Below are 26,246 nucleotides of genomic sequence, written 5' to 3' on the forward strand. Positions count from 1 at the left end.
GATGACGACGGGACCGACCGGGACGACCGGCCCGACGGGGCTCGAGCGGCTGCGCGAACTGCGCGCCCTGGGACTGCTGGAGAAGGCGTACGACGAGGTGCCGGCGCTGCTCGCGGCGGACGCGGACGGGCGGCGGGGCGAGGGAGGCGCGGCGGCGGCCGGACGGCTGCTCGCCGGGCTCGACCCCGAGGCCGTCCTGGCCTGCCATCCGCGGACCCCCGTCGTGACGGTGGCCGTGACCGGCGAGTCCACGGTGGGCCACGTCGTCGACCCGCTGAGGGGAGAACTGGCCCGCCACGGGCTGCTGTTGCGCCACGTGGTCGGCGAGCACGGCACGTACCTGCGCGATCTGACCGACCCGGACAGTGAACTGCGCGCATGTGAACCCGACCTGACGTTGTGCCTGCTCGACGCGGAGACCGTGTTCGGCCGGGTTCCCGCGGTGTGGGGGCCGGCGGACGTGGCGGCGGCGGGGGAGGAGGTGCTGGGCCGGTGCGCCGCACTGGCCGCCGGGGCCGCCGGAGGCACCCTGGTGCTCAACACCGTCCCGCTGCCGCGCGCCTACAGCCACCGGCTCGTCGACCACCGCTCGCGGGCCCTCCTCGGCGCGGTGTGGAGGGAGTTCAACGCCCGGCTGCTGCGGCTCACCGAGTCGGCACCCCGCCTCGTCGTGGTCGACCTCGAACCGCTGATCGGCGAGGGCGGTCCGGTCACCGACTCCCGCCTGGCCCGCTACGCCAAGGTGCAGCTCGGTGCGGAACTCCTGGCCGCGTACGCCCGCGAGATCGGGCACCTGGCCCGGGCGGTGCGCGGCATGACCCGCAAGTGCCTGGTGCTCGACCTCGACGACACCCTGTGGGACGGGGTGCTGGGCGAGCGGGGACCCGACGGGATCGCGGCGGCCGGCACACTGCGCGGCGAGGCGTTCGGAGCCTTCCAGAAGTGCGTCAAACAGCTCGGCTCCCAGGGCGTGCTCCTCGCGGTGAGCAGCAAGAACGACGAGGACCTCGTCCTGCGGGCGCTGCGCGGCCATCCCGATCTCGTCCTGCGCGAGGAGGACTTCGTACGGATCAACGCCAACTGGGAGCCCAAGGACGGCAACCTCGCCGACATCGCGGACCGGCTGGACCTTGCCGCCGACGCCCTGGTCTTCGCCGACGACTCGCCGGCCGAGCGCGCCCGGGTGCGTTCCGGACTGCCCGGGGTGGCCGTCGTCGCGCTCGACGAGGAGCCCGCGCTGCACGTGGCCCGGCTGCTCGCGGACGGCTGGTTCGACACCCTGAGCCTGACCGACGAGGACCGGGCCAGGACCGGCGAGTACCACCGGCAGCGTGAACGCCGGATCCTGCACGGGCGGGCGGGCTCGCAGGAGGAGTTCCTGCGGGACCTCGCCGTGCGGGTCGATCTCGGCCCGCCCCGGCCCCACGAGTTCGCCCGCCTGTCCCAACTGACCCTGCGGACCAACCAGTTCAACCTCACCGGTGGCGGATACCAGGAGTCCGAGCTGGTCGCCCTGGCCGCCGAGCCCGACCGGCACCTGCTGCTGGCCGCCCGCACCTCGGACCGGTTCGGCGACAACGGCCTGGTCGGAGCGGTACTGGGCACCTTCACCGGCGGCACGCTGCACCTGGACGGCATGTGGCTCAGCTGCCGGGTGCTCGCCCGGGGCATCGAACAGGCCTGCCTCGCGGTGGTGCTGGGCCGGGCCCGCGCGCTCGGGCTGACCGCGGTGACGGCCCGGTTCGTGCCCACCGCCCGCAACCACCGGGTCCGCGGCCTCTATCCGTCCTGCGGCTTCACCCCGGTCCGGGGCGGCGCGGCCGGGGAGGCGCTGGACTTCCACCACGACCTGGCACGGATCCCGGACGCACCCGGTCATGTGCGCATCACCGAATCCCCGGGGGGAAGGCCGGCCGATGAGCCTCGATAGCCTCGACACGTTCCTGCGGGCGGTCCGCGACGACCTGGGCCTGGACCTCGAGGTCCCCGCGGGCGCGGACACCGCGCTGGTGGACCTCCCCGGGTGGGACTCGCTCAACCTGCTGCGCCTGGTGGCCCTCTTGGAGGAGTCCGGCCACCGGGTGCCGGTGCACCGCCTGCTGGAGGCGCGCAGCTTCCGTGACGTCCACACCCTCGTGAAGGAGTACGGATGACCGCCCCGGGCAGTTCCACGCTCGGCCCGCCCCTCGGCGAGCCCGTCGCCGTGGTTCCGGGAGGAGATTCGTGGGACAGGGTCAGGGAGGACCTCGCCACCCACGGGACGGCGCTGGTCTACGCCTGGTTGCGCGACCTGGAGCCCGCCTTGCCGACCGGCGACGGACTGCGCGGGCTGCTCGGCCGCGACTGGACGCGCTTCCTCGACCTCACGCACGCCGACGTCCGCGGCCGCTACATCGCCTCCCGCATGCTCCTGAAGTACGCGGCGGGCGCGGTGCTCGCCAGCGAACCCGCGGACCTGGAGCTGGCCTACGGCCCCACCGGCCGCCCGTACCTGCGCGGCTGCGACCAGATCGACATCAGTCTGAGCCACACCGAGGACCTGCTGCTCGTCGGACTGACCACCTGCGGGCTCATCGGGGTGGACGCGGAGCGCGCCGACCGCGAGATGTACGGCAGCGGCCTGGGCCGGCACATCTGCACGCCCTACGAACTGGTCCTGCTGTCGGGGATGCCGGAGGAGGAGCGCAACGGTGCCCTCGTACGGCTGTGGACCCTCAAGGAGGCCTACAGCAAGGCGATCGGGCAGGGCATGCAGTTCCGCTTCACCGAGTTCGGCTTCGGTCCGGACGGCAGGCCGGTACGGGTCCAGCGGCCGGACGGGACGGCGGGTACCGGGGACGAGTGGATCTTCCGGACGTTCCCGCTGGCGGACGGGTACGTCGTGAGCGCCGCGGTCTACGACGCGGGCTTCGGCCGGCTCCAGGACGCCCACGTGACCACGATGCTCGATCAGGACTGCGTGGACGCGATCACGGAGGCGCTGGGGGAGGGGCCCGCCGACCGGCGGCCGCAGGCCGAGGACGGATCAGGGGGGAGGGGGCTGGAGCGGCCCGCCGGAGAGTAACTCCTGGCGTGCGGCGTTGTAGCCCGCCTGGAAGCGGCTGGTGGCCTCGAGCTCCTCCGTGATCTCGGCGATGTGGCGGCGGCAGGTGCGCACCGACATGCCGAGCCGGCGGGCGACCATCTCGTCCTTGTAGCCCTTGGTCATCAGCCGGATGATCGACCACTTGAGCTCGTCGGAGGAGGCGGGGGTCCGTTGGGATTCCACGACGTACGGGGACGCGCCGTCCCACAGGTACTCGAAGACCGAGCACAGGAAGGCCACGAGCGTGGGCTCGCGGACGATCGCCGCTCCGGGAGAGGTCTCGTGCGCGGATCTCTCCGGCAGGAAGGCGACCTCGCGGTCGTAGATGATCAGCCGGTCGATCACCTCGTCGGCGGTCCGGATCTCCGCTCCCTGCAGGCTGACCTCGCGGACGTACGAGCGCGTGGGCAGGTCGTTGCGGGCGGTGTGCTGGTAGATGGTCCGGATGCGCACCCCGCGCGCCAGGGTGGACAGCGCCGACTCCCGTGCGTGCGCCAGGAGTTCGGGCGGGCGGGCGCCCCCGGGCTGGACGGTGAGCATCTCGCTCTTGCAGTTCTGGGTGAGGTGGTTGAGCATCGCCTGGATCCGGGTGACATCGGTGATGATGTCGAAGGCCTCCAGCCGGTTGCGCAGCCGGCGCCCCTCGAAGTACAGGGGCGTCAGGGACAGCAGTTTCGCCCGGACGTCGGTGACCGCCTGTTGCAGTTCCCGGATGTGCCGCTCCGCGGGGGCGACGAGGGACGCGGCCGCCACATCGGGTGTGACCGGGGTCAGTTCGGACGGCTGGCCCGGCATGGACTGCAGGAGGCGGACCCCGCACAGCACTTTCTCCACCCGGGAGATCTCCTCGGGTGTGAGGGACAGCTCTTCGGCGATCTTCTCGCGTACGAAGCGCCCGCACTCGACGGCAAGACCGTATGCCGCGGCGCTGATGTCGTCCAGCTCGGCGAACCCTGAATCCGAGCCCTCCCCTTGGAACATACCAGCCCCCACTGATCGATGTAATTGCTGCCACGTAACTTTACGCCAGCGTGCGGCTCTTGGCGCGAATGATCGATATCCAGCACTCTATTCGCATCACCGAGACACCAAAGCCGGAAAAATCGGGCGAAGGTGTAGGCGGAGGAAATCTCGATCTTCGACTGGGGGCGTCGTGAGGGCAATTTCCGGTAAATTCTCTTCGATTTACTTGACTGTACTGACGGGTATGGTCATGGGCGTTATGGGGGTGCCGTTCATGTCGGGTGCTCTGCCGGCCGCATCGGGTCAGTCCGCCGCGTCCGGCGGGGTGCACGTGTCCGTGCAGGTGTCACTCACCACGCCCGACGACGACCAGTGGGGATGAGCCGGACCAGGGCACTGCGCCGGTGACCCCGTTCAGCAAGCGCTCCCCGCCCGGCAGAGGGGGGGAGCGCTTCGCGCTGTCCGGGCCCCCGGCGGCGCCGGCCGCGCGGCAGGCACCGCTATGGCGCTCAGCAGCACGCCGTCGCCCGCCGACCAGCGGCCGCTGAACGTGGTGGGCCCGGCGGGCGAGAGCCGGGCGGGCTCGGGCAGCAGCCGCGCGCGGAACGTCTCCTGCTCCGCGTCGACGGTGACCAGGGCGTCCGTGAACTCGAGCTCCTGCCCGGTGAGCGGGAACCACGTCTTGTACACCGCCTCCTTCATGCTGAAGAGCAGCCGGTCCCACGCGATCTCCGGCACCGCCCGCGCCAGCTCCCGGGTCCGGCGCAGCTCCTGGGGCAGCGCGATCGACTCCAGCACCCCCTCGGGCAGCGGGGTGTTCGGCTCCGCGTCGATGCCCAGCGCGGCGAACTGCGAGGAGCGCGCGAGCGCCACGCCCCGGTAGCTCGCGCAGTGCGTCATGGACCCCACGACCGAAGGCCCCCACTGCGGGACGCCGCGCCGGCCCGGCACCACCGGGGCCGGCGGCACTCCCAGCGCCCCCATGGCCCGGCGGGCGCACCACCGTACGGTCCCGAACTCCTGTCGCCGCTTGGGGACGGCGTTGCGGATCAGGTACTCCTCCTCGGGGAAGAGGAAGACCTCCTCCGGATCGGCGGTGGACTCGGCGGTGGCGACATCCGATGGCAGGAGCTTCGTGAGCACGGCATTCCCTCGGGTCGAAGCGTCGGTCTGACAGCTCCCACGCTGCCGCCGCGGCCCCGCCCCGGCCAGGAACGGGGACGCCGCCGGCCACGACCGGCTGCCAGGACACCGGGTTTCCTCCCAGGGCGCTGCCATCCGCCGCCCCGCGGACCGGCCGGCTGCCGGGAGGCTGGCACCTCCCGCGACGCTCTTGCCATCCCCTTGCCATGCCCCGGCGTCCCGCCCCCGCGTCCGGCGGCGACTGAGGGGACGAACAGGGGTGTCCACCGCAAGATCTTCCGATCATCCTCACCTAATGCCGCACGGAAACCTCATGGGCATCAGCGACCTCCACCTCGCATTCCCGGAGAACCGCCGGATCGTCGAGCAGCTGTATCCGGACAGCCCCGACGACTGGCTCGTCGTGGCCGGCGACGTGGGCGAGTCACCCGACGATCTGCGCTGGGTGCTCGGCCTGCTCACCCGGCGCTACGCGACCGTGGTCTGGGCGCCCGGAAACCATGATCTTTGGACCCTGCGCGACGATCCCGTGCCTTTGCGCGGAGAGGCGCGCTACCGGCACCTCGTGGAGATCTGCCGCTCCTTGGGCGTGCACACTCCCGAAGACCCCTATCCGGTCTGGTCGGGCCCGGCCGGCCCGCTCGTCGTGGCCCCCCTCTTCCTCCTGTACGACTACAGCTTCCGCACGCCCCGTACGGACACTCGGGAGCAGGCGCTGGAACGGGCGTACGAGGCGGGCGTGGTGTGCACGGACGAATTCATGCTGCACCCCGACCCGCACCCGTCCCGCGAGGCCTGGTGCCGGGCCCGCGTCGCCGCCACCGAACAGCGCCTGGCCGCCTGCGACCCCGACCTGCGCACGGTGCTCGTCACCCACTTCCCGCTGGTGGAGGCCCCCACCCGCATCCTGCGGCACCCCGAGTTCGCCCAGTGGTGCGGCACCGCGCTCACCGCCGACTGGCACACCCGGTTCCGCGCCGCGGCCGTGGTCTACGGCCACCTGCACATCCCGCGGACCACCTGGTACGACGGCGTGCGCTTCGAGGAGGTGTCCGTGGGCTACCCGCGCGAGTGGCGCAGCCGGGGCCACCGGCGCGACGTCCCGCGCCTGATCTTTCCCGGCGCCCGCCGCGGGGATTGATGCCTGGCAACTTCCGGACACCGTGGGGCGGGCATTTCGAGCCTATACTGATCTTGTATTCCGGCTCAAGCGGTGCTCGATCATCTCTCTTTCCGATTCGCATTCCCATCCGGAAGCCTCGGAAAAAGGGGACACAGGGGGATCCTATGGTGTTGTTCCGGCGTGCCGAGGAATTGTCTCTGTCACATGCCCTGCTCGACGGCTGCACAGAAGGAAATGCCGGACTGCTATTAATCGAAGGCGCCGTCGGGTGTGGAAAGAGTGAATTCCTCGAAACCGTGGCCGCCCGTGCCGAGGACCGGGGCGCCACCGTCCTGCGGGCCATGGGCACCGCGGCCGAACGGGGCCATCCGCTGGGCATCCTGCGCCAGTTGGCGGCCGACGCCCCGCCCGGCACCCTGCCGGCCCCGCCGTCGCCGCCCGCCGAGGCCGGACGGGTCGGGGCCATGCAGGTGTTCGCCGCCGCCGTCCGTGAACTGGGCGCCGCCGCACCCGTGGTGATCTGCGTCGACGACCTGCACCACGTCGACGAGCTGTCCAGCCGCTACCTGCTGCACCTCGCACGCGGAAGCCGGCACGCCAAGGTCCTGCTGGCATTCACCGAGTCCGTGCACGAACGCGCCGAGGACCCGCTGCTGCGCACCGAACTGCTGCGGCTGCCCCACTTCGTACGGCTGCGCCTCGAACCCTTCGCCCCCGAGGCCGTCCGCGCCATGCTGCCGGACCGCACCGAGGCGGAGACCGACCGGCTGTACCGGGCCAGCGGCGGCAACCCGCTGCTCCTGCGGTCCCTGCTGCAGGACCCCCGGCAGCGGCCCGGCGAGGCCTACACCCAGGCGGTGCTCTCCTGCCTGCACCGCTGCGGGGCCGCCGCCCCCCACCTGGCCGAGGCCCTCGCCGTACTCGACGGCCTGGCGAGCGCCGCGCACCTCGCGCGGCTCACCGGCGCCGCCGAGGCCGCCGCCGTCCGGGCCCTCGCCGCCCTCGACGCCGCCGGCCTGCTCGCCCCCGGGGGCGGGAACGGATTCAGGCACCCGGCCGCGCGGGCCGCCGTACTCGACCGGATGGACCCGGCGGCCCGGACCGCCCTGCACCGGGAGGCCGCCCTGCTGGCCCGCGCCGCGGGCGCGCCCGACACGGCGGTCGCCGCCCAGCTCCTCGCCGCACGGCACACCGGCGAGGAATGGGCCCTGCCGGTCCTGTGCTCCGCGGCGGACCAGTACGTCGCCGACGGCGCACTCGCCGAGGCCGCGGCCGCCTTGCAACTGGCCCGCGAGGCCTGCCCGGACGACGCGCTGCGCGCCGAACTGGCGGTCCGGCTCTGCGCCGTGGCCGGACGCACCGACCCGGCGACCGCCGAACGCCACCTCCTCGAACCGCTGGCCGCCCTGGCCGCGGGCAGGCTCGCCCCGCACGCGATGGGACCCCTGGCCCGCGTCCTGGCCGCCCAGGGCCGGATCGACGAGTCCGCCGACGTACTGGAACGGCTGGCGGCCTGCGGCGGGCGGCATCCGGGCGCGGAGCGCCGGCACGGGGACATCCCCGGGGACGATCCGCTCGACGGGCTCTCCGCGTTCCCCCAGTGGGCGGCCTCCACCCGCCGCGGCACACCGGCGGACGCCGGACCGCCCCCGGCCGGCCGCACGGCCAGGACCCCGGTCCACCCGGCGGCCCTGTGGGCGCTCCCGATGGAGGCCGAGGAGGGTGCGGCCGCGCAGGCCGCCGAACTGTTCCTCCGCGGCGCGACCCTGGCCGAGGGCACCGTGGAGCCGGTGGTGCAGGCCCTGCGCACCCTGCTCTACCTCGACGGCGCGGCCAGGGCGCTGCCCTGGTGCGAGTCCTTCGTCCGACAGGCCGCGGAGCGCGGGGCCACCGGCTGGCAGGCCGTGTTCGGCGGACTGCTCGCCGAGGCGCGGATGAGGCTGGGCGACCTCACGGGAGCCGCCGGGACCGCGGAGGACGTCCTGCGGGCCCTGCCCGCGCACGGCGGCAGCGTCCTGCTCGGCGGGATCGCCGGCACCCTGGTGCGCGCCCGCACGGCCATGGGGCGGCCCGAGGCGGCCGCGGCCGTCCTGAGCCGCCCCGCCCCCGCCGCACTGACCGGCAGCATCCACGGTCTCGGGTACCTCCGGGCGCGCGGCCACTACGCACTGGCGACGAGCCGCTTCCACGCGGCCTTGGGCGACTTCCTGGACATCGGCCGGCACATGCGGCGCTGGGGCCTGGACCGGCCGCGGCTGCTGCCCTGGCGCACCGACGCGGCGGAGGCCCTGCTCAAGCTCGGAGAGGCCCGCCAGGCCGAACGGTTCCTCGCGGACCAGCTCACCACCCGGGACGCCGCCGACCCCTGGGTGCGCGGCATGACGCTGCGGCTGAGGGCGTCCCTGCGCGAGCCCAAGGAGCGGCAGGCGATGCTCGCCAAGGCCGTGGACGACCTGCACCGCTCCGGCGACCAGTACGAACTGGCGCGCGCCATGGGTGACTTCGGCCACGTACTGCGCGAGATCGGCGAACCGGCCCGCGCCGCCATGGTCAACCGCCGGGCCTGGCACGTGGCCAGGGAATGCGGGGCCGAGGCCCTGTGCGTCAAGATCCTGCCCGGACACACCGGTGATACCGCCGAGGCCGCGGCGCCCGCGCAGACGCCGCACGCCGATCTCGTCGCCAGCCTCAGCGAGTCGGAGAAGCGGGTGGCCCTGCTCGCGGTGCACGGACACACCAACCGCGAGATCGCCCAGAAGCTCTACATCACGGTGAGCACGGTGGAACAGCACCTGACCCGCGTCTACCGCAAGCTGGAGATCCCCGGCCGGCAGGCGCTCCCGGTCGACTTCCACCTGGGGGTAGCCGAGTTCGTGTGAGGCGGCGGCCGGCCCCGGGGCGGGAGCGCCGCGTCATGGCAAGGTCATGGCAAGGCGCCGGCCGGCCCCGCCCTCCCCTGGCAGACAACTGGCACCCCCCGCTCCCGGCGCGCGAGGATTCCCTCCCCGACCGTTCTCCCCGTGCTCCCCCGCGCGACACCTCGGGGAAGGTCTGGTCATGATCCGCAGCCCACCAGGGAGGGCACCATGACCACACCGACGCACGACCGGCCGTGGCGGACGGCCACGCCCGTACAGCTGCGCGACGCCCTGCTCGACCGGGTCGAGGAGCGCCTCGCCCGGCTGCTCGCCGAGGAGCACCGCAGCCGGCGTACCTCCGACCCGCGCAGTGCCGTCCTGGTCGCAGGCGTCGCCGACCTCGTCCAGGCCGGGGCCGAGCGCGCCCACCCGGTCATCTGCCTCACCGGATACCTCGCCGCGGGTGGCGACCCGGACGCGGAGCACCCCGTGGCCGCGGCCGCCGCCCTCGAACTCCTCGACACCTGCCTGATGATCCGCGAGGACGTACGGGACAACGCGCCGCTGCGCCGCGGCATCCCCACCCTGCACATCAGCCACGCCGCCGAACACGAACGCAACGGCTGGCGGGGCGAATCCCGCCGGTTCGGGGAGGGCACCGCCGTGCTCGCGGGCGATCTCGCGCTCGCCTACGGGGACCGGCTCGCCGTCCGGCTCCCCGACGCGGCCCGGGAGCTGTGGGACGACCTGCGCACCGAGCGGGCCATCGGAGCGCACGCCGAGGCCGCCGCCGCGACCGAGTACCTCGACGACGCCTGGCCCGCCCAGTGCCTCGACGGCTGCGGCACCGGCTGCGGCGCGGGCTGGTACGGGCTGCGCCACGCGCTGCTGATCGGCGCCGCGCTGGCCGGGCGCGAGGACCTGCACGAGACGTACGAGGAGTACGCGCGGGCCCTGCACGCGGCCTGGCGGATCCGCGGATTCCTGCGCGGAGGCCCGGGCTTCGACGGCGACGCCCAGTTCCTGCGCGACGTGTTCTTCGACGCCCGGGCGCGGGACGGCGCCGAGGAGACCATCGCCGGACTCCTGGCCCGCGCGGACGAGGCCGTTTCCGCGGCCCGCATCGACCCCGCTTGGCGCACCGAACTCGGCGTCTTCGCCCGGCGGGTGGCGGGCTGCGAGTGACGGCCGGGATCAGTCGGGGGCGGGCCGGGGCCCGCCCGGCCGCAGCCGCGCCAGCCAGCTGCGCAGCGCGCCCCGGCGGATCCGGCCCCGTTCGTCGCGCGGCAGGGCGCCGACGATCTCCAGCCGCGTGGGCAGGAAGGCCTCGGCCACACCCGCCGCGGTGAGGTGCTCCCGCAGTTCGGCCGGGCCCGGCGGACGGTCCTGGGCGGTGGGGACCACCACGGCGCAGGGCAGCTCCCCGTGCTCGGGATCGGTGTAGGCGACGACCGCGGCCTCGCGCACCCGGGGATGGCCCAGCAGCCGCTCCTCCACCTCGGCCACCGGCACCATGAAGAGGGCTCCGGTGCGCGTCCCCGCCCGGGCGAGGACCCGGATCGCGCCGTGCGGTCCGGTCCGCGCCACGTCGCCCGTCCCGAGCCAGCCGCCCGGCCGCTCCCAGGTGGGCACCGGTGCCGGGGCCCCGTGCTCCCAGGTGGCCAGGCACACCGACGGGCCGCGCACCGCGAGCCCCCCGGTCCCGTCCGCGGCGGACACCTCGAGCCCGGGCAGCGGATGCAGTGCGGCACCGCTCTCCGGGGTGTTCCCGGACAGGGCGCCCATGCCCAGCTCCGGCGCCCCCCATACGGAGAGCACCGGGACGCCGAACGCCTCGCGCAGTTCCGCGGCGAGCGGTTGCGGGGTGCTGGTGCGCCCGCCGGACAGCACCAGCCGCAACCGGTCCAGCTCCCGGGGACGGCGCTGCTGGGCGGTGAGCAGCTCGGAGAAGTAGGCGGGCTCCGCGTAGACCTGGTCCACCCGGGCCGCGGCCATCAGGTCCAGGCACCGGCCCGGGTCCCACACGTCCTGGCAGACCCCCGTCCCGCCGACCGCCAGCGGCCAGCACACGGTGTAGATCAGGGAGGCGAGCGAGGTGAGCGGCAGGGTGCTGAGGAACACCTCGCCGGGCCGCCGCCCCGGGCCGTCGTCCCCGGGCTGGGCGGAGACGTTGGCGTACAGGGTGTTGGGGGAGTGCAGCACCGAGGTGAAGGAGTCCCGCAGGCCCATCACGCTGATCAGCAGCGACGGCCGGTCGGCCCGCCCGGCGTACGGCCGGCTGCGCCGGCCCGCCCCGGTGCGTTCGTGCGCGGTGCGCCCGAAGTACGCCGCGAAATCGATCTCCCCGGTGGCCGCCGCGCCAGGGGCCTGCGCCGCGCTGCCCAGGACGACCCGGTGGCGCAGCCACGGCAGTCCGGGGGCGAGGTCCGCGAGGGCCTCGGCGTGCGCGTAGCCCTCCCACACGTCGGGCACGACGCAGACCCGGGCCCGGGTGTTCTCCAGGATCCGGTGCAGCCCGTGGGCCCGTACGGTCGGCAGCACCGGCACGGCCACCGCCCCCGCCCGCAGACAGGCCAGGGTCAGCGCCGCGGTCTCCCACCAGCTCGGCAGCTGGTAGGCGACCGGGTCCCCGGGCGCGACCCCGAGCGAGGACAGGGCGGCCGCGAACCGGTCGACGTACAGGGAGAGCTGGGCGTAGGTGACCACGACCCGGCGCCGGCCGGCGGGGCGGTGCGCCCGCTCGGCGACGATCGCCGGGCGCTCGGGCGCGGCGGCGGCCGTACGGTACAGGTCGTCGAGGAAGGTCTGCGGCCGCCACCATCCGGCGGCCCGGTAGCGGTCCGCGGTCCCGGCGGGCGGGGTCAGCCCGGCGGAGAGGTCCGGGCGCCTGCCGTGCCCCGCGCCCCGGGCCGCGCCGGACACCGTGCCGTGCCCCGCGCCCCGGGCCGCGCCGGGCACCGTGCCGTGCCCCGCGCCGTCCGAGGGGGAGTCCGTCAGGCCCATCGGCCCACCGCCCCGGCGACCTGCACCCGGGAGGTGCACCCCAGGCGGCGCATCACCTGGCGGACGTGGTTGACCACCGTCCACTCGGAAATGTCCAGCCGCGCGGCAATGTGACGGTTCGTCAGGCCCTCGGAGACGAGCAGGGCCACCTGGACCTGCCGGGGCGTGAGGGACTGCGCCTCGGCGACCGCCCCCGCCGAAGGGCGGTGCGAGGCCGTCGGCGCGGCGAGGGCCTCCGCCACCGCCGCCCGCGCGCCCATCCGCACGCCCTCCGCCCACGCCGTGGCGAAGTCGGACCAGTCCAGCCGCGCGCTCAGCTCCGTACGCGCCCGTTCGGCCTCGGAACGCCACGCGTCCGGCACCTCGGCGCCCGCCACGGCCCGCAAGGTGTCGGCCGCCGCCAGCAGGCGCACCGTACGCGGCCGCTGGGCCGGTGCCGTGCGCAGCAGCAACAAGGCGAACTCCTCCAGCAGGCCGGGAAGTTCGCTGCGCTCGTCGAGGGCCCCGTACAGCCGCAGCGCCTCCCGCAGCGCCCCGTCGGCCCGGTCCGGCTCCTCGCCCTCCAGGGCCAGCGCGGCCGCCAGCCGCAGAGCGCCCGCCAGACCCCGCCCGTCCCGGATCCGCCGGAACGCCTCCTCGGCCCGGTCCAGCAGCTCCAGCGCCTTGCGCCGGTCGCCCTCGGCCCGCATGACGGCCGCGAGCGCGGCCGACGCCGCGGCCGCGCCCCCGGTGACGCCCATGGACGCCAGCGCGCTCAGCGCGGCCACCAGCACGGCCCGTGCCCCCGGAGCGTCACCGGCCTTCAGCAGGGCCGTCCCGAGGTGCACGGAGGCGAGTGCGTTCTGCCGCCGGTCGCCCACCGTCTTGCCCAGGGCGAGGGCGCGCCGGTGGCGGCGCACGGCCTCCTGCGGGTCGCCCAGCGCGAGCGCGAACAGCCCGGACATGTCGGCCAGCCGGGCCCGCACCGCCTCCGGCAGCGCGGTCCCCGCCGGCTCGGCGGCGCCGTCGCACCACTCCAGCCCCTCCCGCAGCCGCCCCTGCGCCAGCCAGGGCAGCCGGCAGCCGAGCACCAGGGCGGCGACCGCCTCGTCGTCGCCCCGCTCGCGCAGCCGCCCCAGGGCGGCCGTCACGTTCGCCCCCTCCGCGGCCAACTCGCGCAGCAACCGCTCCTGTTCGGTGCCGCTCAGCCCCGCCTGTGCACCGGCCACCAGCAGCCGGTAGCGGTCCGCGTGCGCGTCCAGCACCGCCCCCTCGCGTCCCGAGTCCGCCAACTCGGCGCGGCACGAGGACCGTACGGGCTCGGTCACGGCCAGCCGCGGCTCCCCCCGCTCCTCGTCCACCACGGCCAGCAGTCCCCGGTCCAGCAGCGTCTCGACGTCCGCCTCCGCCGACACCCCCGCCGCCGACAGGCCGAACCCGGGCTCGTACACCGAGAGCCGCTCCAGCAGCGCGCGGGCCGGTCCCTCCAGGCCGCGGCAGCTCCATTCGGCGAGCGCGGAGAGGGAGCGGTGCCGCTCGGGAGCGTGCGCCGGTCCGCCCGCCAGGACGGTCGTCCGGCCGCGCAGCCGGGCGGCCAGCGACTGGGGGGACAGCAGCCGCAGCCTGCGCGCGGCGAGTTCGACGGCCAGCGGCAGGCCGTCGAGCCGCGTGCAGATCTCGGCGACGGCGGCCGCATTCTCCAGGGTCAGTGCGAAGGCCGGGTCGGCGTCCCGGGCCCGGCGCACGAACAGCGCCACCGACGCCGCCTCCAGCACCCCGTCCGGGTCGTCGCCGCCCCCGTACCCCGGAACCGGCAGCGGGGCCAGGGGCAGCAACCGCTCCCCGTACACCCCGAGCGGCTCCACGGAGGTCGCCAGCACCACCACACCGGGATCACCGGCCAGCGCCGCCACCGCATCGGCGGCGGCCGGGCGCGCCGCGTGGTCGCAGCCGTCGAGCAGCAGCAGGACCCGGCCCGACTCCCCGGGCCCGGCCTGCGGGAGCAGCGGCCCGCGTCCGGCGGCGCACCACTGCGCCGCGTCCACCACCGCCACCCGTCCGAACCCGGCACCGGACTCGCCGGACGCACGGGACTCGCCGGACGCATCACCGGACGCACCGCCGACCGTACCGCCGAGCTCACCGGCGACCTCACGGAGGGCCTGCGCGGCGAGCCGGCTCTTGCCCACCCCGGCCCGCCCCGTCACCGTCAGCACCCGGACCGAGGGATCGCGCAGCCGCGCCAGCAGCGCGGCGGATTCCCTTTCCCGCCCGACGAGTTCCGTCACAGGGCCCAGCGCAACCGACATGGCTCTCCGTACGTCGCAGTGAAGTCGCAAAGGCACCGCACGGCCGGGGTCCGGCCCAGCGGGCGGCCGGCCGGTCACGTGCGGACACCGGCCGGCCGGATGCGCCAGAGCCCCGGACGGATCTCCACGGCCCGCCGCCCGGCCCCCTCGCCCCCGGCCCCGCCGTCGCCGGCGTCCGGCGCAGACAGCGCGCGCAGCGAGCGCCGCGCGTACACCTCGAGCCGGTGGTCGCGCAGGCTGCCGGCCAGCTCCAGGCACTCGCCGAACCAGGTCCGGGCCGCCGCCCGCCCCTCCGGCCCGTCCTGCGCGAGGGCGAGCAACGCCCGCGCGCGGCTCGCCTCGTAGCGGCCGCGGGCCCGGCCCGGCGCCGACAGGGCCGCGAGGGCGGGTTCCAGCAGAGCGGCGGCCTGCGCCGCCTCGCCGGCGTCCAGCCGCAGCTCGGCCAGACCCACCAGGGCGCGGCCCGCCTCCTCCTCGTCACCGGCCTCCCGGGCGTGCGCCAGCGCATGCGCGAACAGCTCCCCGGCCCGCTCCAGCCGCCGGTACTGCCAGGCCAGCTCACCGAGCGCGCGCTCCATGCGGGCCTGCGCCGACCGGTCCGCGCACCGTACGGCGGCGTCCAGGGCCACGGCGTAGGCGGCCTCGGCGTCCTCCTCCACCCACCCGCCCGTGGCATCCGTCAGCCGTACCGCCAGCGCCCACAGCCCGGCCTCGTACGCCGTCCGCGCCAGCCGTACGAACCCCCGCGCGTCGGCGTCCGGCAGCGGGCCCGGCCGGGCCGCGGCGGCCGCCGCGTACGCCCGGCACACCCGCTCCGCCGCCGCCCGCCGCACCTCGGGCGGCTCCTCCACGGCCAGCCGCTCCACCGCCAGCAGCCGCAGCAGCTCCGGGAGGTGGCAGCCGTCCCGGTCCACGGCCACCAGCCGCTCGTCGGCGAGCGCGTCCAGGGCGGCGACGGCCCGCGGCTCGGCCAGGTCCAGCGCGGCGGCCGCCTGCCGGGTGCCGAACCGCCCGGGCGGCAGCAGCGCCAGCAGGCGGAACGCCCGCCGCTGGGGGTCGGGGGCCGCCGCGTACGCCTCCAGCAGGCGGGCCCGTACGTCGGTGTCGCCGGTCCGCAGCGCGTCGAGCCGCCCGCCCTCGTCGCGCAACCGGTCCGCCAGCGTGCCGGGGGTCCAGTGCGGCCGGGCCGCGAGCTGGGCGGCCGCGGCCCGCACGGCGAGCGGCAGCCATCCGCACAGCTCGGCTATCTCGGCGACGGCGGCCGCCCCGGGCCCCGGTGCGGGCACGGCGCGGGGCACACCGGCAGGGGCCCCCGCGCGGCCGGTGAACAGCCCGACGAGCCGCCGCGACTCCTCGGGACGCCACGGTCCGAGGACCACCGACCGCAGCCGCGGCAGGCCGGCCGGCACCCGGCCCGCGGTGAGCAGCAGCGCGCAGCCCGGGGCGAGCGGCAGCAGGGGCCGCACCTGCGTCTCGGAGGTGACGTGGTCGAGGACCAGCAGCATCCGGCGGCCCGCCAGGGGAGTGCGCGCCAGCCGGCCGAGGACCTCCGCCCCGGTCGGCGGCGGGCCCGCCGTGTCGCGCAGGTCCAGGAAGACCTGCCCGTCGGGGAAGGCGTCCGCCGCGCGGTGCGCCGCCTCCACGGCGAGCGCCGTCTTGCCGGTGCCGGGCAGGCCCGTCACGGCGACGCAGCCGCCCGCCCGCGTCGTGCGCAGCAGCTGTACCAGATCGGCCAGTTCGGCCGTGCGTCCGGTGAAGGCCGGGTCGGCGGGAGGCAGCGCGCCGAGCGCCGGGGACCAGCCGCCCGTACCGTCGGCGGCGGCCCCGGCAGCGGACCCGGCCCCGGCCCCGGACCGGACAGCGGACCCGGACCCGGACCCGAACCGGACAGCGGACCCGGACGGAACAGCGGGCCAGGACTGAAGGGCGGCCCCGGACCCGGCCGTGGCCCCGGACCCAGCGGACCCGGACCCGGACCCGGCCGTGGACCCGGAGCCCATCGGTCCGGCCGCCGACAGCGCCGGATCCCCCTCCAGGATGCGCCGCTGGAGCTGCCGCGAGGCCGGCCCCGGCTCTATCCCGAGCTCCTCCACCAGGGTCCGCCGCAGCGTCGTGAACACCCGCAGCGCCTCCGCCTGCCGCCCGCACCGGTACAGGGCCACCATCAGATGTGCGTGGAACTCCTCGTGCATCGGGTGCTCGGCCACCAGCTCCTGGAGCTCGGCGACCAGTTCGCGGTGCAGTCCGAGGTGCAGCTCGGCGCGGATGCGCTCGTCGAGCACGGTGGTGCGCGCCTCGCCCAGCCGGACGGCCGCGCTGTCCAGCACCGGCCCGTGCGGGGTGTCCGAGAGCACCGGCCCGCGCCACAGCGCGAGCGCCCGCCGCTGGAACTGCGCCGCGGCGGCGAAGTCGCCGGCCCGCAGGGCCTGGTGGCCGCGGCGGGAGAGGTCCTCGAAGGCCATCGTGTCGAGGGCGTCCGGGCCGACCCGCAGCAGATAGCCGGGACGGCGGGTGACCAGCGACTCCCGGCCGCGCTCCGGATCGGCCCGGCGCAGCGCCTTGCGCAGGTGGGAAACGTAGACCTGGAGCGTCGTCGTCGCGGTGCGCGGGGGCGCCTGCGGCCAGAGCTCGTCGATGAGGCTCTGCGCGGACACGACCTCGTTGGCCCGGACCAGGAGGGTCCCGAGGACGACCCGCAGTTTGGCGGCCTGCGGCGCGTACGAGCCCCCGGGGCCGCCGTCCGCACCGGTCTGCGCACCGGTCTGCGCACCACGGTCCGCCCCGCCGTCCGCCCCGCCGTCCGCACCGCCGTCCGCACCGGGGCCCATGCCGCCCGTGACCTCCAGCGGGCCCAGAATCGCGAAACGCATCGTCCTCAGTGGTCCTGGACGACGCAGGTGCGGGCCTCGGCCACGGCGCGGCGGCGCTGCGTCAGGGTGAGCGTGACGGGGACCCGCGGCCGCCCCTCGCCGTCACCCCCCAGCGGACCGGCCACCGCCACGCAGCGCAGGGGCAGATCGAGTTCGGCCTGGCCGCGGAAGTGCACCTGGCAGGCGCCGAGCGCACTGCGCAGGGGGTCGAGTCCGTGCGTGCGGCCCGCCGCGAGCAGGGAGGTCTGGCGCAGCGCCTCCAGCAGGTGCAGGCCGGAGACCTGCCCGTCCTCACCGAGGAACACGGGGCTGATGTGGCGGGTGAGCAGCCAGGTGCTGATCCGGCCGCGTGCGGCGTCCGTCGGTTCGCTGATCACCGTGTTCTCGGGGGCGTAGCGGCCCGTCTCGGCGCAGTCGGCGGGCCGCAGCGGCCCGTCGGGCGCGTCATCGAGCTCGGGCGCGGCCCGGAGCGCCTGCCGGGAGTGCTCCAGGTGGCGGCGGTAGAGCTTCGGCATGAGGAAGACCAGACCGGCGGCCCCCGTCGCGCACGGGCGGCCGTCGATCACCACCTCGAGGTGGAAGTCCAGTCCGCGCGGCACCTCGGCGACCACGTTCGCCGGCCGGGCCCTGAGGTGGGTCTCCATCGGGACGGGTCCGGCCGCAGGTCCGTCCGTACGCCAGGCGGAGAGATCGGTGACGTCGAGGGTGAACCGGTAGAACAGCCCCGGGCGGTCCTCCGGCACGCCGAAGTAGCGGTGGCCGACGAACGCGCCGATGTCCCGCACGGTCTCGGTCGCGGTCTGGAGGTCGTGGAAGCGGCCCGGACCGTCGTTGAAGAGCGGATGGGCGACCGGGGTCGCGCCGACGAGCGTGAAGTTCTCCTCGCCCAGGCTCGGGACGTCGAGGCCGTAGTGGGCCCGCGAGGGCGGACGGTGGATCAGGTGCTGGGCGGCCGTCGCGGGTCCGTGGATGGCGGGGGGCGAGGCCGTGCCGTTGTCGACTGTCATGTCCCTCTCCTTCTCTCGCGTCATGGTGGAGCTGCGCTGGAGACGCCATCCAGCCACCGCCGTTGGCAGGAATGTGCATGGCAGGAACTCGTCCGCCGCCCGCAGCCCCTGATCCGCGTACGTGAGCTTTAGTCACGTCCAAGGGGGAGGGCGGAGCCTTCCGTACGAGAGCCCCGCCCCCCTGGGACCTCCCCCCTCCCCCCGGGCGGGGCCCTCTCCGCGGCACCCGCCGACCTCCGCCGCACCGTCTGCGCCCCCTCCCGGAAGGAAGCCCCCGATGGCCACCACAGGGTCCGGGCACGCCCGGGTCGCGCCTGCGGACACCGTCCCGCAGGACCCCGCCCTGCCGGCCCGGCTCCGGTTCGGCTACGCCTCCGGGGCGCTCGTCACGGGGACGTTCACCACCCTCCCCGGGCTGCTGCTGCTCCCGTACCTCACGGACACCCTGGGCGTGGGCGCCGCGCTGGCCGGAGCGATCGTGTTCGTGCCCAAGGCCTGGGACGCCTTCTTGAACCCGCTGGTCGGCCGGGCCAGCGACCGCACCCGCACCCGCTGGGGCCCGCGCCGCCCCTACGTCCTGTGCGGCGGGCTCGCGATGGCCCTGGCCTTCGCGCTGACCTTCGCGGGGCTGCTCCCGGGCACCGCCGGAGCCTGGCTCACCGCGGCCGGATACCTGCTGACCGCGACCGCGTTCGCCTTCTTCCTCGTGCCGTACGTCGCCATGCCCGCCGAGCTCACCGACCGGCACCAGGACCGGATGCGCCTGGTCGGCGGACGGGTCGCCGTCATCGGCGTGGCGGCGCTGGTCACCGGCGCCGCCGGGCCCGCCCTCGTCGACGCCGGGGGCGGCGGCCTCGCCGGACACCGGTGGATGGGGGTCTTCGGCGCGGCGGTCATCGCCCTGGGCGCGCTGTGGGTCTTCGCGGGCACCTCCGGCGCCCGCCGGGAAGTCCACGCCGCGGAGCCCGAGCCGAGCCTGCTCCGCCAGTTCGCCGCCGCGCGCGGCAATCCTGCCTTCGCGGCGCTGCTGCGGTGCGTCGTCGTCCAGTCCGTCGCGACCGGGGTCCTGCTCGCGGGCGCGCCGTACTTCGCCGCACACGTCCTGGGCGACTCCTCCGGCGTCGGCGCCCTCGTCGCCGCCTTCGTCGCCCCCAACCTGCTGACCGTGCCCCTGTGGTCGCGGCTGCGCGGCCGCCACGGCTATCCCCTCGCCTCCGCCCTGTTCGCCGCCGGCTGCCTGCTCTTCCTCGCCGCGCCCGCGCTCCCCCAAGGGGCGGTGCTGCTCTCGATGGCGCTGGCCGGGACCGGCCACGCGGGCCAGCTGCTCTTCCTCTACGCGATGCTGCCGGAGTGCATCGCCCGGGACGCGGCCCGTTCCGAACGGCGCCGGGCGGGAGTCCTGTCCGGCCTGTTCAGCACCGGCGAGGGGCTCGGCGTCGCCCTCGGCCCCTTCCTCTACGGGGTGGTGCTCCAGCTCAGCGGCTACGTCTCCTCCGGCACGGGCCGCGCCGCCGAGCAGACCCCGGCGGCCGAGCTCGGCATGCTGGCCGGCTTCGGGCTGCTCCCCGCCCTGGCGACAGCGCTGGCCGTGGCCCTGCTGCGGGGCCGCGACCGGGCGGAGCCCCGCCCCTACTGACCCCTCATCAGCCGCCGTGCCACGACACGGGTATGCGGGGACCGGTCCGCGCAGGATGATGGGACGATCACGAATCGCGGGCTTCGGGGGAGGCACTCGTGACGTACCCGCAGGAGTGGGACACACAGGAGTGGGACGCGGCGCAGGTCGGCTTCGGCCCGGGCGTACGGGCCCTGATCGAGGAAGCGCTCGTCCCGGTTCCCGGCCCGGGATCCGAGGGCGGACCCGGCCACGGACCCGAAGCCGGACCCGGACCCGGACCCGAAGCCGGACCCGGACCCGGATCCGAAGCCGGCCCCGGCTACGGCCCCGGACCCGCCGCCGGGTCCTTCCTCGTCCGGTCCGGTACGTACGTCGTCGATCCGCCGTTCTTCGGCAACGGGGACATCGGCCGGGTGGCCGTCTGCGGAGCCGTCAACGAACTGGCCGCCACCGGGGCGGACGTCCGCCACCTCGCCCTCGGCATCGTGCTGGAGGCCGGGCTCCCCGTGGACCTGGTGCACCGGCTGACCGCCTCCGTACGCGGTGCGGCCGCCGAGGCCGGGGTCACCATCGCCGCCGTCGACACCCAGGTGGTCCGCGCGGGCGAGGCCGACCGGGTCTTCGTCACCGCGACCGCGTTCGGTGTGCCGGGGGGCCCGCCCCTGGAGCTCGGCTCGGTCCGGCCCGGCGACCGCATCGTGGTGACGGGGCCACTGGGCAGCCACGCCGCCCACCTGGTCTCCCTGCGCGACGGCCTCGGGTACGAGCACCACGTGCCCAGCGACTGCGCCCCGCTGGGAGACCTGCTGCGCACGGTCCGCCCCCACCTGCGCCACGCCCGGACCGTCGCCGCGGGGGGCCTCGCCGAGGTCCTGCGCCGGTGCGCCGCGGCCCGCGGCCTGACCCTGCGCGTCGAGGAAGCCGCCCTGCCCGTACGGTACGAGGCGCGGCCGGCCCTCGCCGCCCGCGGCCTGGCCCCGCTGGACGCGGCCTGCGCCGGCTGCCTGTGCCTGTTCGTCCCGCCGGAGCGCACCGCCCCGGTGCTGGCCGCGCTGCGCGCCCACCCCTACGGCCGCCACGCGGCCGTGGTCGGCGAGGTCACGCCCGACCCCTCGGGCGACGTGGAGTTCCTCGCCCCGGACGGCCGCCTGCACACCCGCACGGTCCCTTCCGGCTCGGTCCCCGAACGCCTGCTGTGAACCGCTGCGCACACCTCGACGGCCGGGCCGACCACCGGTCGCGCCGGAGGCGGTCGGATAGATTGCGTGGCCGTGACAACCACCACGCCGCCGAGCGGCCGCATATTCGATGCCCTGCACGCCGGTGCCGTCCAGAACACGGCCCGGCTGCGCGAGCTCTACGAGGAACCCAGCGAACTGGTCCGCCGCAAGGAGGTGGACCGGATCCACGACGTGGCACGCGCCGTGATCGGCAGATCGTCGCTGGTGTTCATCGCCAGCGCGGGCGCCGACGGCCGGTGTGACGTGACCCCGCGAGGAGGTCCGGCCGGATTCGTGTCCGTCCTGGACGAGTTCACGCTCGCCGTCCCCGACGCCACCGGCAACAAGCGGCTGGACAGCAGCCACAACATCGTGGAGACGGGCCGCGCCGGCCTCCTCTTCGTGATCCCCGGCCGCGCCACCACCCTGCGCGTCAACGGCAGGGCCTGCGTCAGTGCCGACCCGCGGCTCCTGGAGCAGCTGACGGCCGTCGGCAAGCCGCCGCGCACCGCCATCGTGGTGGAGGTGGAGGAGGTCTACCAGCACTGCCCCAAGGCGTTCCTGCGCGGCAGCGCCTGGAAGCCCGAAGAGTGGCTCGCCGAGGACGCCGCCCCGAGCTCCGCCGAGGTCACCCTCTCCCACCTGGGCCTGCCGGGCGTGACCCTCGAACAGATCCGCCAGAGCGAGCGCGAGTCCCTGCTGTACCGGTACGAGTGATCGCCAAGTGCCCGGCGCCCGCGGTTGGTTGATCCCCGTGGCGACCGGGCCCCCGGCGCATATGCTCCCCTCGTACGCGCGTGCATCCGAACACCTCGCGAACGTGAAGGGGACCGCTCCGTGAGTGTCCGCATTCAACCCTCCTCCCAGGTCGACGAGACGGCCGAGCTCGGCGAGGGGACCACGATCTGGGACCTGGCACAGGTGCGGGAGGAGGCCCGGCTCGGCCGCGGGTGCATCGTGGGCCGCGGGGCCTACGTAGGGCCGGGCGTGCGCATCGGGGACCACGTCAAGCTGCAGAACTACGCCCTGGTGTACGAGCCCGCCGTACTCGGCGACGGGGTGTTCATCGGCCCGGCGGCAGTGCTCACCAACGACTTCTACCCGCGCGCGGTCGACCCCGACGGCCGGCAGAAGCGCGGCGGCGACTGGGAACCGGCCGGGGTCGTCGTCGCCGAGGGGGCCTCGCTGGGCGCCCGCTCGGTGTGCGTGGCCGGGGTGCGCGTCGGACGCTGGGCGCTGGTCGCCGCCGGGGCCGTGGTGTCCCGCGACGTACCGGACTTCGCGCTCGTGGCGGGGGTTCCGGCCCGGCGGATCGGCTGGGTGGGCCGGGCCGGCGTCCGCCTCGTGGAGCGCGAGGAGGAGCCGGGCGTATGGGAGTGCCCGCGCACCGGCGCACTGCACGAGGAGCAGGACGGCACGCTGATCGAGCGCACCTGACGGAATGTCGGCGATTTAGGGCACCGGCATTTCCTCAAAACCGCAATCAACGAACATCCGTGGGCATACCGTGTCCCTGCACAAGCGATCTGAGCAGGCAACAGGCCTGTCTCAGTGGGGGGTTGTAACACGACGAGGGCACCGCGGGCAGAGCCGCGCGGCGCGGTTGCACCGCGCCCGCGAACGCTGCCGTCGCACGCGCGTGCTCCGGTCCGAGGCATCGCTGGGGGGTCCAGTCGGCGTCCGTCGGACGGCTCGTGCCACGGACGGCCACTGCGCCGTCGGCGCGGGCGTCGCCGCCATGCGCAATCCCCCTCCGCGGAGCGACGACCGCCAGGTCCGTCCGAGGAGTGATCAGAGGGGGTAGGTGTGTTGGAGCCGGACAGCTCGGACATGCGGGGTGCGGGCAGCACCCGGGGAGTCGGGGTGGGGACCCGATGACCACCACACGATTAGCAGCACTGGCCCGCGAGGACCTGCCGCTGCACGTCCTCGCCGAACGGCTGCTCGCGCTGGCCGAGGCGGGGCTGCCCGGAATGTACCTGCCGGGCGCAGAGACCTTCGTGTTCACCCGGGTGGGCAAGGTCTCACCCGACGGCACCCGGGGCCTCGAGCAGCGCGGGACCAGCACCCGGTACGCCGCCATCACCGCACTGGGGGCCCGGCTCCTGCCCGAGGACCGGCAGCGCCCGCTGTTCGGCGGACGCACCGCCGCGGAGTTCACCGGACTCCTCGTGGAGCGGCTGCCCGCGGTGACCAACCTGGGCGACGCGGCGCTCACCGCCTGGGCCGCCGCCGAAACCGGCCACCCCAAGCTGGCCGACGCCCTCGACCGGGTCGCCGCTCTGGACCTGCCCGGGCAGCCGCAGTACACCGTCGAGGCGGCCTGGGTGCTCTCCGCGCTCACCGCCGCGCGCGCCACGGTGGACGTGGAGCACCGCCTGGCGGCGGCCCGCGACCGGCTGCTGGCCGCCAGACCGGCCGGCAGCCCCCTGTTCCCGCACGCCACCGGCCCGGGGCTGCTGCCCGGATACCGGTCCCACGTGGCCTGTTTCGCCGACCAGACCTATCCGCTGCAGGCCCTGGCCCGCCTGCACGCGAGCGGCGACGACCCGCGGGCCCTCGAGGCCGCCGACGCCTGCGCCGCCCGCATCTGCGCCCTGCAGGGGGACGGCGGACAGTGGTGGTGGCACTACGACGCCCGCCACGGCACCCCCGTCGAGGGCTACCCCGTCTACAGCGTCCACCAGCACGCGATGGCCCCGACCGCCCTGTTCGACCTCGCCGAAGCCGGCGGCACCGACTTCGGCACGGAGATCCGCCGAGGGCTGCGCTGGATGACCGAGGTGCCCGAACTCGCCGGCCCCTCGGGCGCCCCGCGGGAGCCGATGATCCGCGAGGAGCTGGGCGTCACCTGGCGCAAGGTCTACCGCGGCGACCCCCGCAAGGCCGTCCGGGCCGCCCGCGGACTCACCACCCGGGTGGCCCCGCGCGCCCGGCTCGCCCCGCTCGACCGCCTCTTCCGCCCCGTCGCGGTGGACCGTGAGTGCCGCCCGTACGAGTTCGGCTGGATGCTGTTCGCCTGGCTCGGGGGGCCGCAGAGATGACCCACAGACACACCCTCTTCGGGGTCGGACTCGACGCCCTGACCATGGACGAGACCGTCCGGCGCTGCCTCGACGCGGTCCGGCGCGGCGAGCGGATCGAGATCGGCATGGTCAACGCCGCCAAGCTGGTCAACATGCGCCGCGACCCCCGCCTCGCCCGGGCGGTGGCCGGCTGCGACCTGGTCCTGGCCGACGGCCAGGCAGTGGTCTGGGCCGGGCGCGTCCTGGGCGTCCGGCTGCCCGAACGGGTCGCGGGCATCGACCTGTTCATGCGCCTGCTCGCCGCCGCCGAAGCCGCCGGCATCTCCGTCTACCTGCTCGGCGCCCGGCAGCAGGTCCTGGAGACGATGCTCCGGCAGATCTCCGACCGGTTCCCGAGACTGCGGGTGGCCGGCAGCCGCGACGGCTACTTCCCGGACTCCGAGCAGGGGGCGATCGCCGACGCCATCGCCGACAGCGGCGCCCAGCTGCTGTTCCTCGGCATGACCTCGCCCAAGAAGGAGATCTTCACGGCCGGTTACGGCGACCGCACCGGCGCCCGCGTGGTGCACGGCGTCGGCGGTTCCTTCGACATCCTCGCCGGGATCACCAAACGCGCACCGCTGCTCTGGCAGCGGATGGGGCTCGAATGGTTCTACCGCGCCCTCCAGGAGCCGCGCCGCCTCGGCAAGCGCTACCTCACCACCAACACCGCCTTCCTCCTCATGACGGTCCGCGAGCTCCTGCGCCGCACACCGTCTGCCGGTTCCGCGAACGGGAGTCACTGATGCGCGTCGTCGTCGTGGGACAGGGATACGTCGGGCTGCCGCTGGCCATCCGGGCCGCCGAGGTCGGGCACCAGGTGATCGGCTACGACGTGGACGCGCGGCGGGTCAAGAGCCTGGCCGCCGGCGAGTCGTACGTGGAGGACGTCAGCTGCGAACGGCTCGGCCGGGCGCTCGGGCTCGGCACCTACCGGCCCACCGAACTGGCCCGGGACTGCGGCGGCTTCGACGTGGCCGTCGTCACCGTCCCGACCCCGTTACACGACGGAGCCCCCGACCTCCGCTACATCGAGGAGTCCGCGCGCACGCTGGCCCGCTACCTGCGCCCCGGCGCGACCGTGGTGCTGGAGTCCACCACCTACCCCGGCACCACCGAGGAGCTCTTCGCGCCGATCCTGGAGGACGGCTCCGGACTCACCGCCGGCGCCGACTTCCACCTCGGCTACAGCCCGGAGCGCATCGACCCGGGAAACGCCGTCTGGGGCTTCCAGCAGACGCCCAAGGTGGTCTCCGGCGTCGACGCCCGCTCCCTGAAGGCCGTCGAGTCCTTCTACGGGGAGCTCGTCGACACCACGGTGCCGGTGAGCTCGCCCAAGGAGGCCGAGCTGGCCAAGCTGCTGGAGAACACCTTCCGGCACGTGAACATCGCCCTGGTCAACGAGATAGCGATGTTCGCCCGCCACCTCGACATCGACGTGTGGCAGGCCATCGAAGCCGCTTCCAGCAAGCCCTTCGGGTTCATGAAGTTCACCCCCGGCCCGGGCGTCGGCGGCCACTGCCTGCCGATCGACCCCTCCTACCTGTCCTGGCGGGTGCAGCGCGAGCTCGGCCAGAGCTTCCGCTTCGTCGAACTGGCCAACGACATCAACAGCCACATGCCCGAGTACGTGACCCGCCGCGTCATCGACGCGCTCAACTCCAAGCGCCGCTCGGTCAACGGCTCCCGGGTCCTGCTGCTCGGCCTCGCCTACAAGAAGAACACCGGCGACGCACGGGAGTCGCCCGCGGTGCGCGTCTCACAGCTGCTCCTCGACATGGGGGCCAAGGTCCGCGCGGCCGACCCCCACGTGGTCGAGGACGTCACGGTCGACGCCCGCCTCGTCCGGGTCGACCCCACCCGCAGGGAACTGGCGGCCGCCGACGTGGTCGTCCTGCTCACCGACCACGACTCCTTCGACTACGCGATGGTCACCGAGCACGCCTCCTTCGTCCTCGACTGCCGCAACCGGGTGTCCGGACCGACCGTGGAGGTGCTCTGAG

19 protein-coding genes are annotated in these 26,246 nt (G+C 75.1%); 13 read left to right on the plus strand and 6 right to left on the minus strand.

From position 1 onward, the window contains the following. Window position 1 precedes the first annotated feature (1 nt). From AB0D44_RS06390 to AB0D44_RS06400, 3 genes are read left to right on the plus strand one after another with little or no spacing between them, the layout of a single operon-like run. Window positions 2-1,930, plus strand: a complete 1,929-nt coding sequence (locus AB0D44_RS06390) for an HAD-IIIC family phosphatase (RefSeq protein ID WP_362585237.1) — start codon at window positions 2-4, stop codon at window positions 1,928-1,930. Beyond that, window positions 1,917-2,153 (plus strand): phosphopantetheine-binding protein, encoded by a 237-nt coding sequence (locus AB0D44_RS06395; protein ID WP_362585240.1) that lies wholly within the window; start codon window positions 1,917-1,919, stop codon window positions 2,151-2,153. The genes AB0D44_RS06390 and AB0D44_RS06395 overlap by 14 nt, the downstream gene beginning before the upstream one ends. Continuing rightward, entirely contained in the window at window positions 2,150-3,064 is a 915-nt protein-coding gene (locus AB0D44_RS06400) for a 4'-phosphopantetheinyl transferase superfamily protein (RefSeq protein ID WP_362585243.1), read from the plus strand. Before AB0D44_RS06395 ends, AB0D44_RS06400 begins: the two co-directional genes overlap by 4 nt. Here AB0D44_RS06400 and AB0D44_RS06405 read toward each other — a convergent pair. Then, a complete protein-coding gene (locus AB0D44_RS06405; RefSeq protein ID WP_362585246.1) occupies window positions 3,026-4,066 on the minus strand; it encodes a hypothetical protein in 1,041 nt (346 codons plus the stop codon). The two genes, AB0D44_RS06400 and AB0D44_RS06405, sit on opposite strands and share 39 nt — an antisense overlap. Window positions 4,067-4,462: 396 nt before the next feature. Beyond that, window positions 4,463-5,191, minus strand: coding sequence for a 4'-phosphopantetheinyl transferase superfamily protein (locus AB0D44_RS06410; RefSeq protein ID WP_362585249.1), 729 nt, complete (start codon window positions 5,189-5,191; stop codon window positions 4,463-4,465). Window positions 5,192-5,486: 295 nt separating this feature from the next. Between AB0D44_RS06410 and AB0D44_RS06415 the strand changes: the two genes are divergently transcribed. The 3 genes from AB0D44_RS06415 to AB0D44_RS06425 all read left to right on the plus strand — a co-directional run bounded on the left by AB0D44_RS06415 (window position 5,487) and on the right by AB0D44_RS06425 (window position 10,357). Beyond that, on the plus strand, window positions 5,487-6,332 hold the full coding sequence (locus AB0D44_RS06415) for a metallophosphoesterase (RefSeq protein WP_362585252.1): 846 nt from the start codon (window positions 5,487-5,489) through the stop codon (window positions 6,330-6,332). A gap of 146 nt (window positions 6,333-6,478) precedes the next feature. Next, window positions 6,479-9,193 carry an AAA family ATPase gene (locus AB0D44_RS06420; RefSeq protein ID WP_362585255.1) on the plus strand — a complete coding sequence of 905 codons (2,715 nt, stop codon included), beginning with the start codon at window positions 6,479-6,481 and terminating at the stop codon, window positions 9,191-9,193. A 207-nt stretch (window positions 9,194-9,400) separates the two neighbouring features. Beyond that, window positions 9,401-10,357, plus strand: a complete 957-nt coding sequence (locus tag AB0D44_RS06425; protein ID WP_362585258.1) for a polyprenyl synthetase family protein — start codon at window positions 9,401-9,403, stop codon at window positions 10,355-10,357. 9 nt (window positions 10,358-10,366) lie between these two features. On the opposite strand, the gene AB0D44_RS06430 is transcribed toward AB0D44_RS06425, so the two are convergent. The 4 genes from AB0D44_RS06430 to AB0D44_RS06445 form a co-directional block, all read right to left on the minus strand. Next, window positions 10,367-12,175, minus strand: coding sequence for an AMP-binding protein (locus AB0D44_RS06430; RefSeq protein WP_362585261.1), 1,809 nt, complete (start codon window positions 12,173-12,175; stop codon window positions 10,367-10,369). Next, window positions 12,166-14,442: a LuxR C-terminal-related transcriptional regulator gene (locus tag AB0D44_RS06435; RefSeq protein ID WP_362585264.1), complete on the minus strand. Its 2,277-nt coding sequence runs from the start codon at window positions 14,440-14,442 to the stop codon at window positions 12,166-12,168. Before AB0D44_RS06435 ends, AB0D44_RS06430 begins: the two co-directional genes overlap by 10 nt. Before the next feature lie 95 nt (window positions 14,443-14,537). Further along, on the minus strand, window positions 14,538-17,333 hold the full coding sequence (locus AB0D44_RS06440; RefSeq protein ID WP_362585267.1) for a BTAD domain-containing putative transcriptional regulator: 2,796 nt from the start codon (window positions 17,331-17,333) through the stop codon (window positions 14,538-14,540). Between the two features lie 5 nt (window positions 17,334-17,338). Continuing rightward, window positions 17,339-18,340, minus strand: coding sequence for an AfsA-related hotdog domain-containing protein (locus AB0D44_RS06445; protein ID WP_362585270.1), 1,002 nt, complete (start codon window positions 18,338-18,340; stop codon window positions 17,339-17,341). Between the two features lie 277 nt (window positions 18,341-18,617). On the opposite strand from AB0D44_RS06445, the gene AB0D44_RS06450 reads away from it, so the two are divergent. The 7 genes from AB0D44_RS06450 to AB0D44_RS06480 all read left to right on the plus strand — a co-directional run bounded on the left by AB0D44_RS06450 (window position 18,618) and on the right by AB0D44_RS06480 (window position 26,245). After that, a complete protein-coding gene (locus AB0D44_RS06450) occupies window positions 18,618-19,976 on the plus strand; it encodes an MFS transporter (RefSeq protein ID WP_362585273.1) in 1,359 nt (452 codons plus the stop codon). Window positions 19,977-20,074: 98 nt separating this feature from the next. Then, window positions 20,075-21,157 carry an AIR synthase-related protein gene (locus AB0D44_RS06455; RefSeq protein ID WP_362585276.1) on the plus strand — a complete coding sequence of 361 codons (1,083 nt, stop codon included), beginning with the start codon at window positions 20,075-20,077 and terminating at the stop codon, window positions 21,155-21,157. Window positions 21,158-21,229: 72 nt separating this feature from the next. Continuing rightward, the gene (locus tag AB0D44_RS06460) at window positions 21,230-21,895 is read left to right on the plus strand and encodes an MSMEG_1061 family FMN-dependent PPOX-type flavoprotein (RefSeq protein WP_362585279.1); all 666 of its coding nucleotides are present in this window, start codon (window positions 21,230-21,232) and stop codon (window positions 21,893-21,895) included. Between the two features lie 120 nt (window positions 21,896-22,015). After that, window positions 22,016-22,615: an acyltransferase gene (locus AB0D44_RS06465; RefSeq protein ID WP_362585280.1), complete on the plus strand. Its 600-nt coding sequence runs from the start codon at window positions 22,016-22,018 to the stop codon at window positions 22,613-22,615. Between the two features lie 437 nt (window positions 22,616-23,052). Then, entirely contained in the window at window positions 23,053-24,222 is a 1,170-nt protein-coding gene (locus AB0D44_RS06470; RefSeq protein ID WP_362585283.1) for a hypothetical protein, read from the plus strand. Then, window positions 24,219-24,989 (plus strand): WecB/TagA/CpsF family glycosyltransferase, encoded by a 771-nt coding sequence (locus AB0D44_RS06475; protein WP_362585286.1) that lies wholly within the window; start codon window positions 24,219-24,221, stop codon window positions 24,987-24,989. The genes AB0D44_RS06470 and AB0D44_RS06475 overlap by 4 nt, the downstream gene beginning before the upstream one ends. Further along, complete coding sequence (locus AB0D44_RS06480) at window positions 24,989-26,245, plus strand: nucleotide sugar dehydrogenase (RefSeq protein WP_362585289.1); 1,257 nt, start codon at window positions 24,989-24,991, stop codon at window positions 26,243-26,245. The genes AB0D44_RS06475 and AB0D44_RS06480 overlap by 1 nt, the downstream gene beginning before the upstream one ends. The last annotated feature ends 1 nt before the right edge of the window (window position 26,246 follow it).

The organism is Streptomyces sp. NPDC048349 (genome assembly GCF_040651925.1).
Classification (GTDB): domain Bacteria; phylum Actinomycetota; class Actinomycetes; order Streptomycetales; family Streptomycetaceae; genus Streptomyces.

Bases quoted from the DNA above. Each gene is read 5' to 3' on its own strand.
- AB0D44_RS06390 (WP_362585237.1), top strand. From the start codon at position 2: ATGACGACGGGACCGACCGGGACGACCGGCCCGACGGGGCTCGAGCGG.
- AB0D44_RS06395 (WP_362585240.1), top strand. From the start codon at position 1,917: ATGAGCCTCGATAGCCTCGACACGTTCCTGCGGGCGGTCCGCGACGAC.
- AB0D44_RS06400 (WP_362585243.1), top strand. From the start codon at position 2,150: ATGACCGCCCCGGGCAGTTCCACGCTCGGCCCGCCCCTCGGCGAGCCC.
- AB0D44_RS06405 (WP_362585246.1), bottom strand. From the start codon at position 4,066: ATGTTCCAAGGGGAGGGCTCGGATTCAGGGTTCGCCGAGCTGGACGAC.
- AB0D44_RS06415 (WP_362585252.1), top strand. From the start codon at position 5,487: ATGCCGCACGGAAACCTCATGGGCATCAGCGACCTCCACCTCGCATTC.
- AB0D44_RS06420 (WP_362585255.1), top strand. From the start codon at position 6,479: ATGGTGTTGTTCCGGCGTGCCGAGGAATTGTCTCTGTCACATGCCCTG.
- AB0D44_RS06425 (WP_362585258.1), top strand. From the start codon at position 9,401: ATGACCACACCGACGCACGACCGGCCGTGGCGGACGGCCACGCCCGTA.
- AB0D44_RS06430 (WP_362585261.1), bottom strand. From the start codon at position 12,175: ATGGGCCTGACGGACTCCCCCTCGGACGGCGCGGGGCACGGCACGGTG.
- AB0D44_RS06440 (WP_362585267.1), bottom strand. From the start codon at position 17,333: ATGCGTTTCGCGATTCTGGGCCCGCTGGAGGTCACGGGCGGCATGGGC.
- AB0D44_RS06445 (WP_362585270.1), bottom strand. From the start codon at position 18,340: ATGACAGTCGACAACGGCACGGCCTCGCCCCCCGCCATCCACGGACCC.
- AB0D44_RS06450 (WP_362585273.1), top strand. From the start codon at position 18,618: ATGGCCACCACAGGGTCCGGGCACGCCCGGGTCGCGCCTGCGGACACC.
- AB0D44_RS06470 (WP_362585283.1), top strand. From the start codon at position 23,053: ATGACCACCACACGATTAGCAGCACTGGCCCGCGAGGACCTGCCGCTG.
- AB0D44_RS06475 (WP_362585286.1), top strand. From the start codon at position 24,219: ATGACCCACAGACACACCCTCTTCGGGGTCGGACTCGACGCCCTGACC.
- AB0D44_RS06480 (WP_362585289.1), top strand. From the start codon at position 24,989: ATGCGCGTCGTCGTCGTGGGACAGGGATACGTCGGGCTGCCGCTGGCC.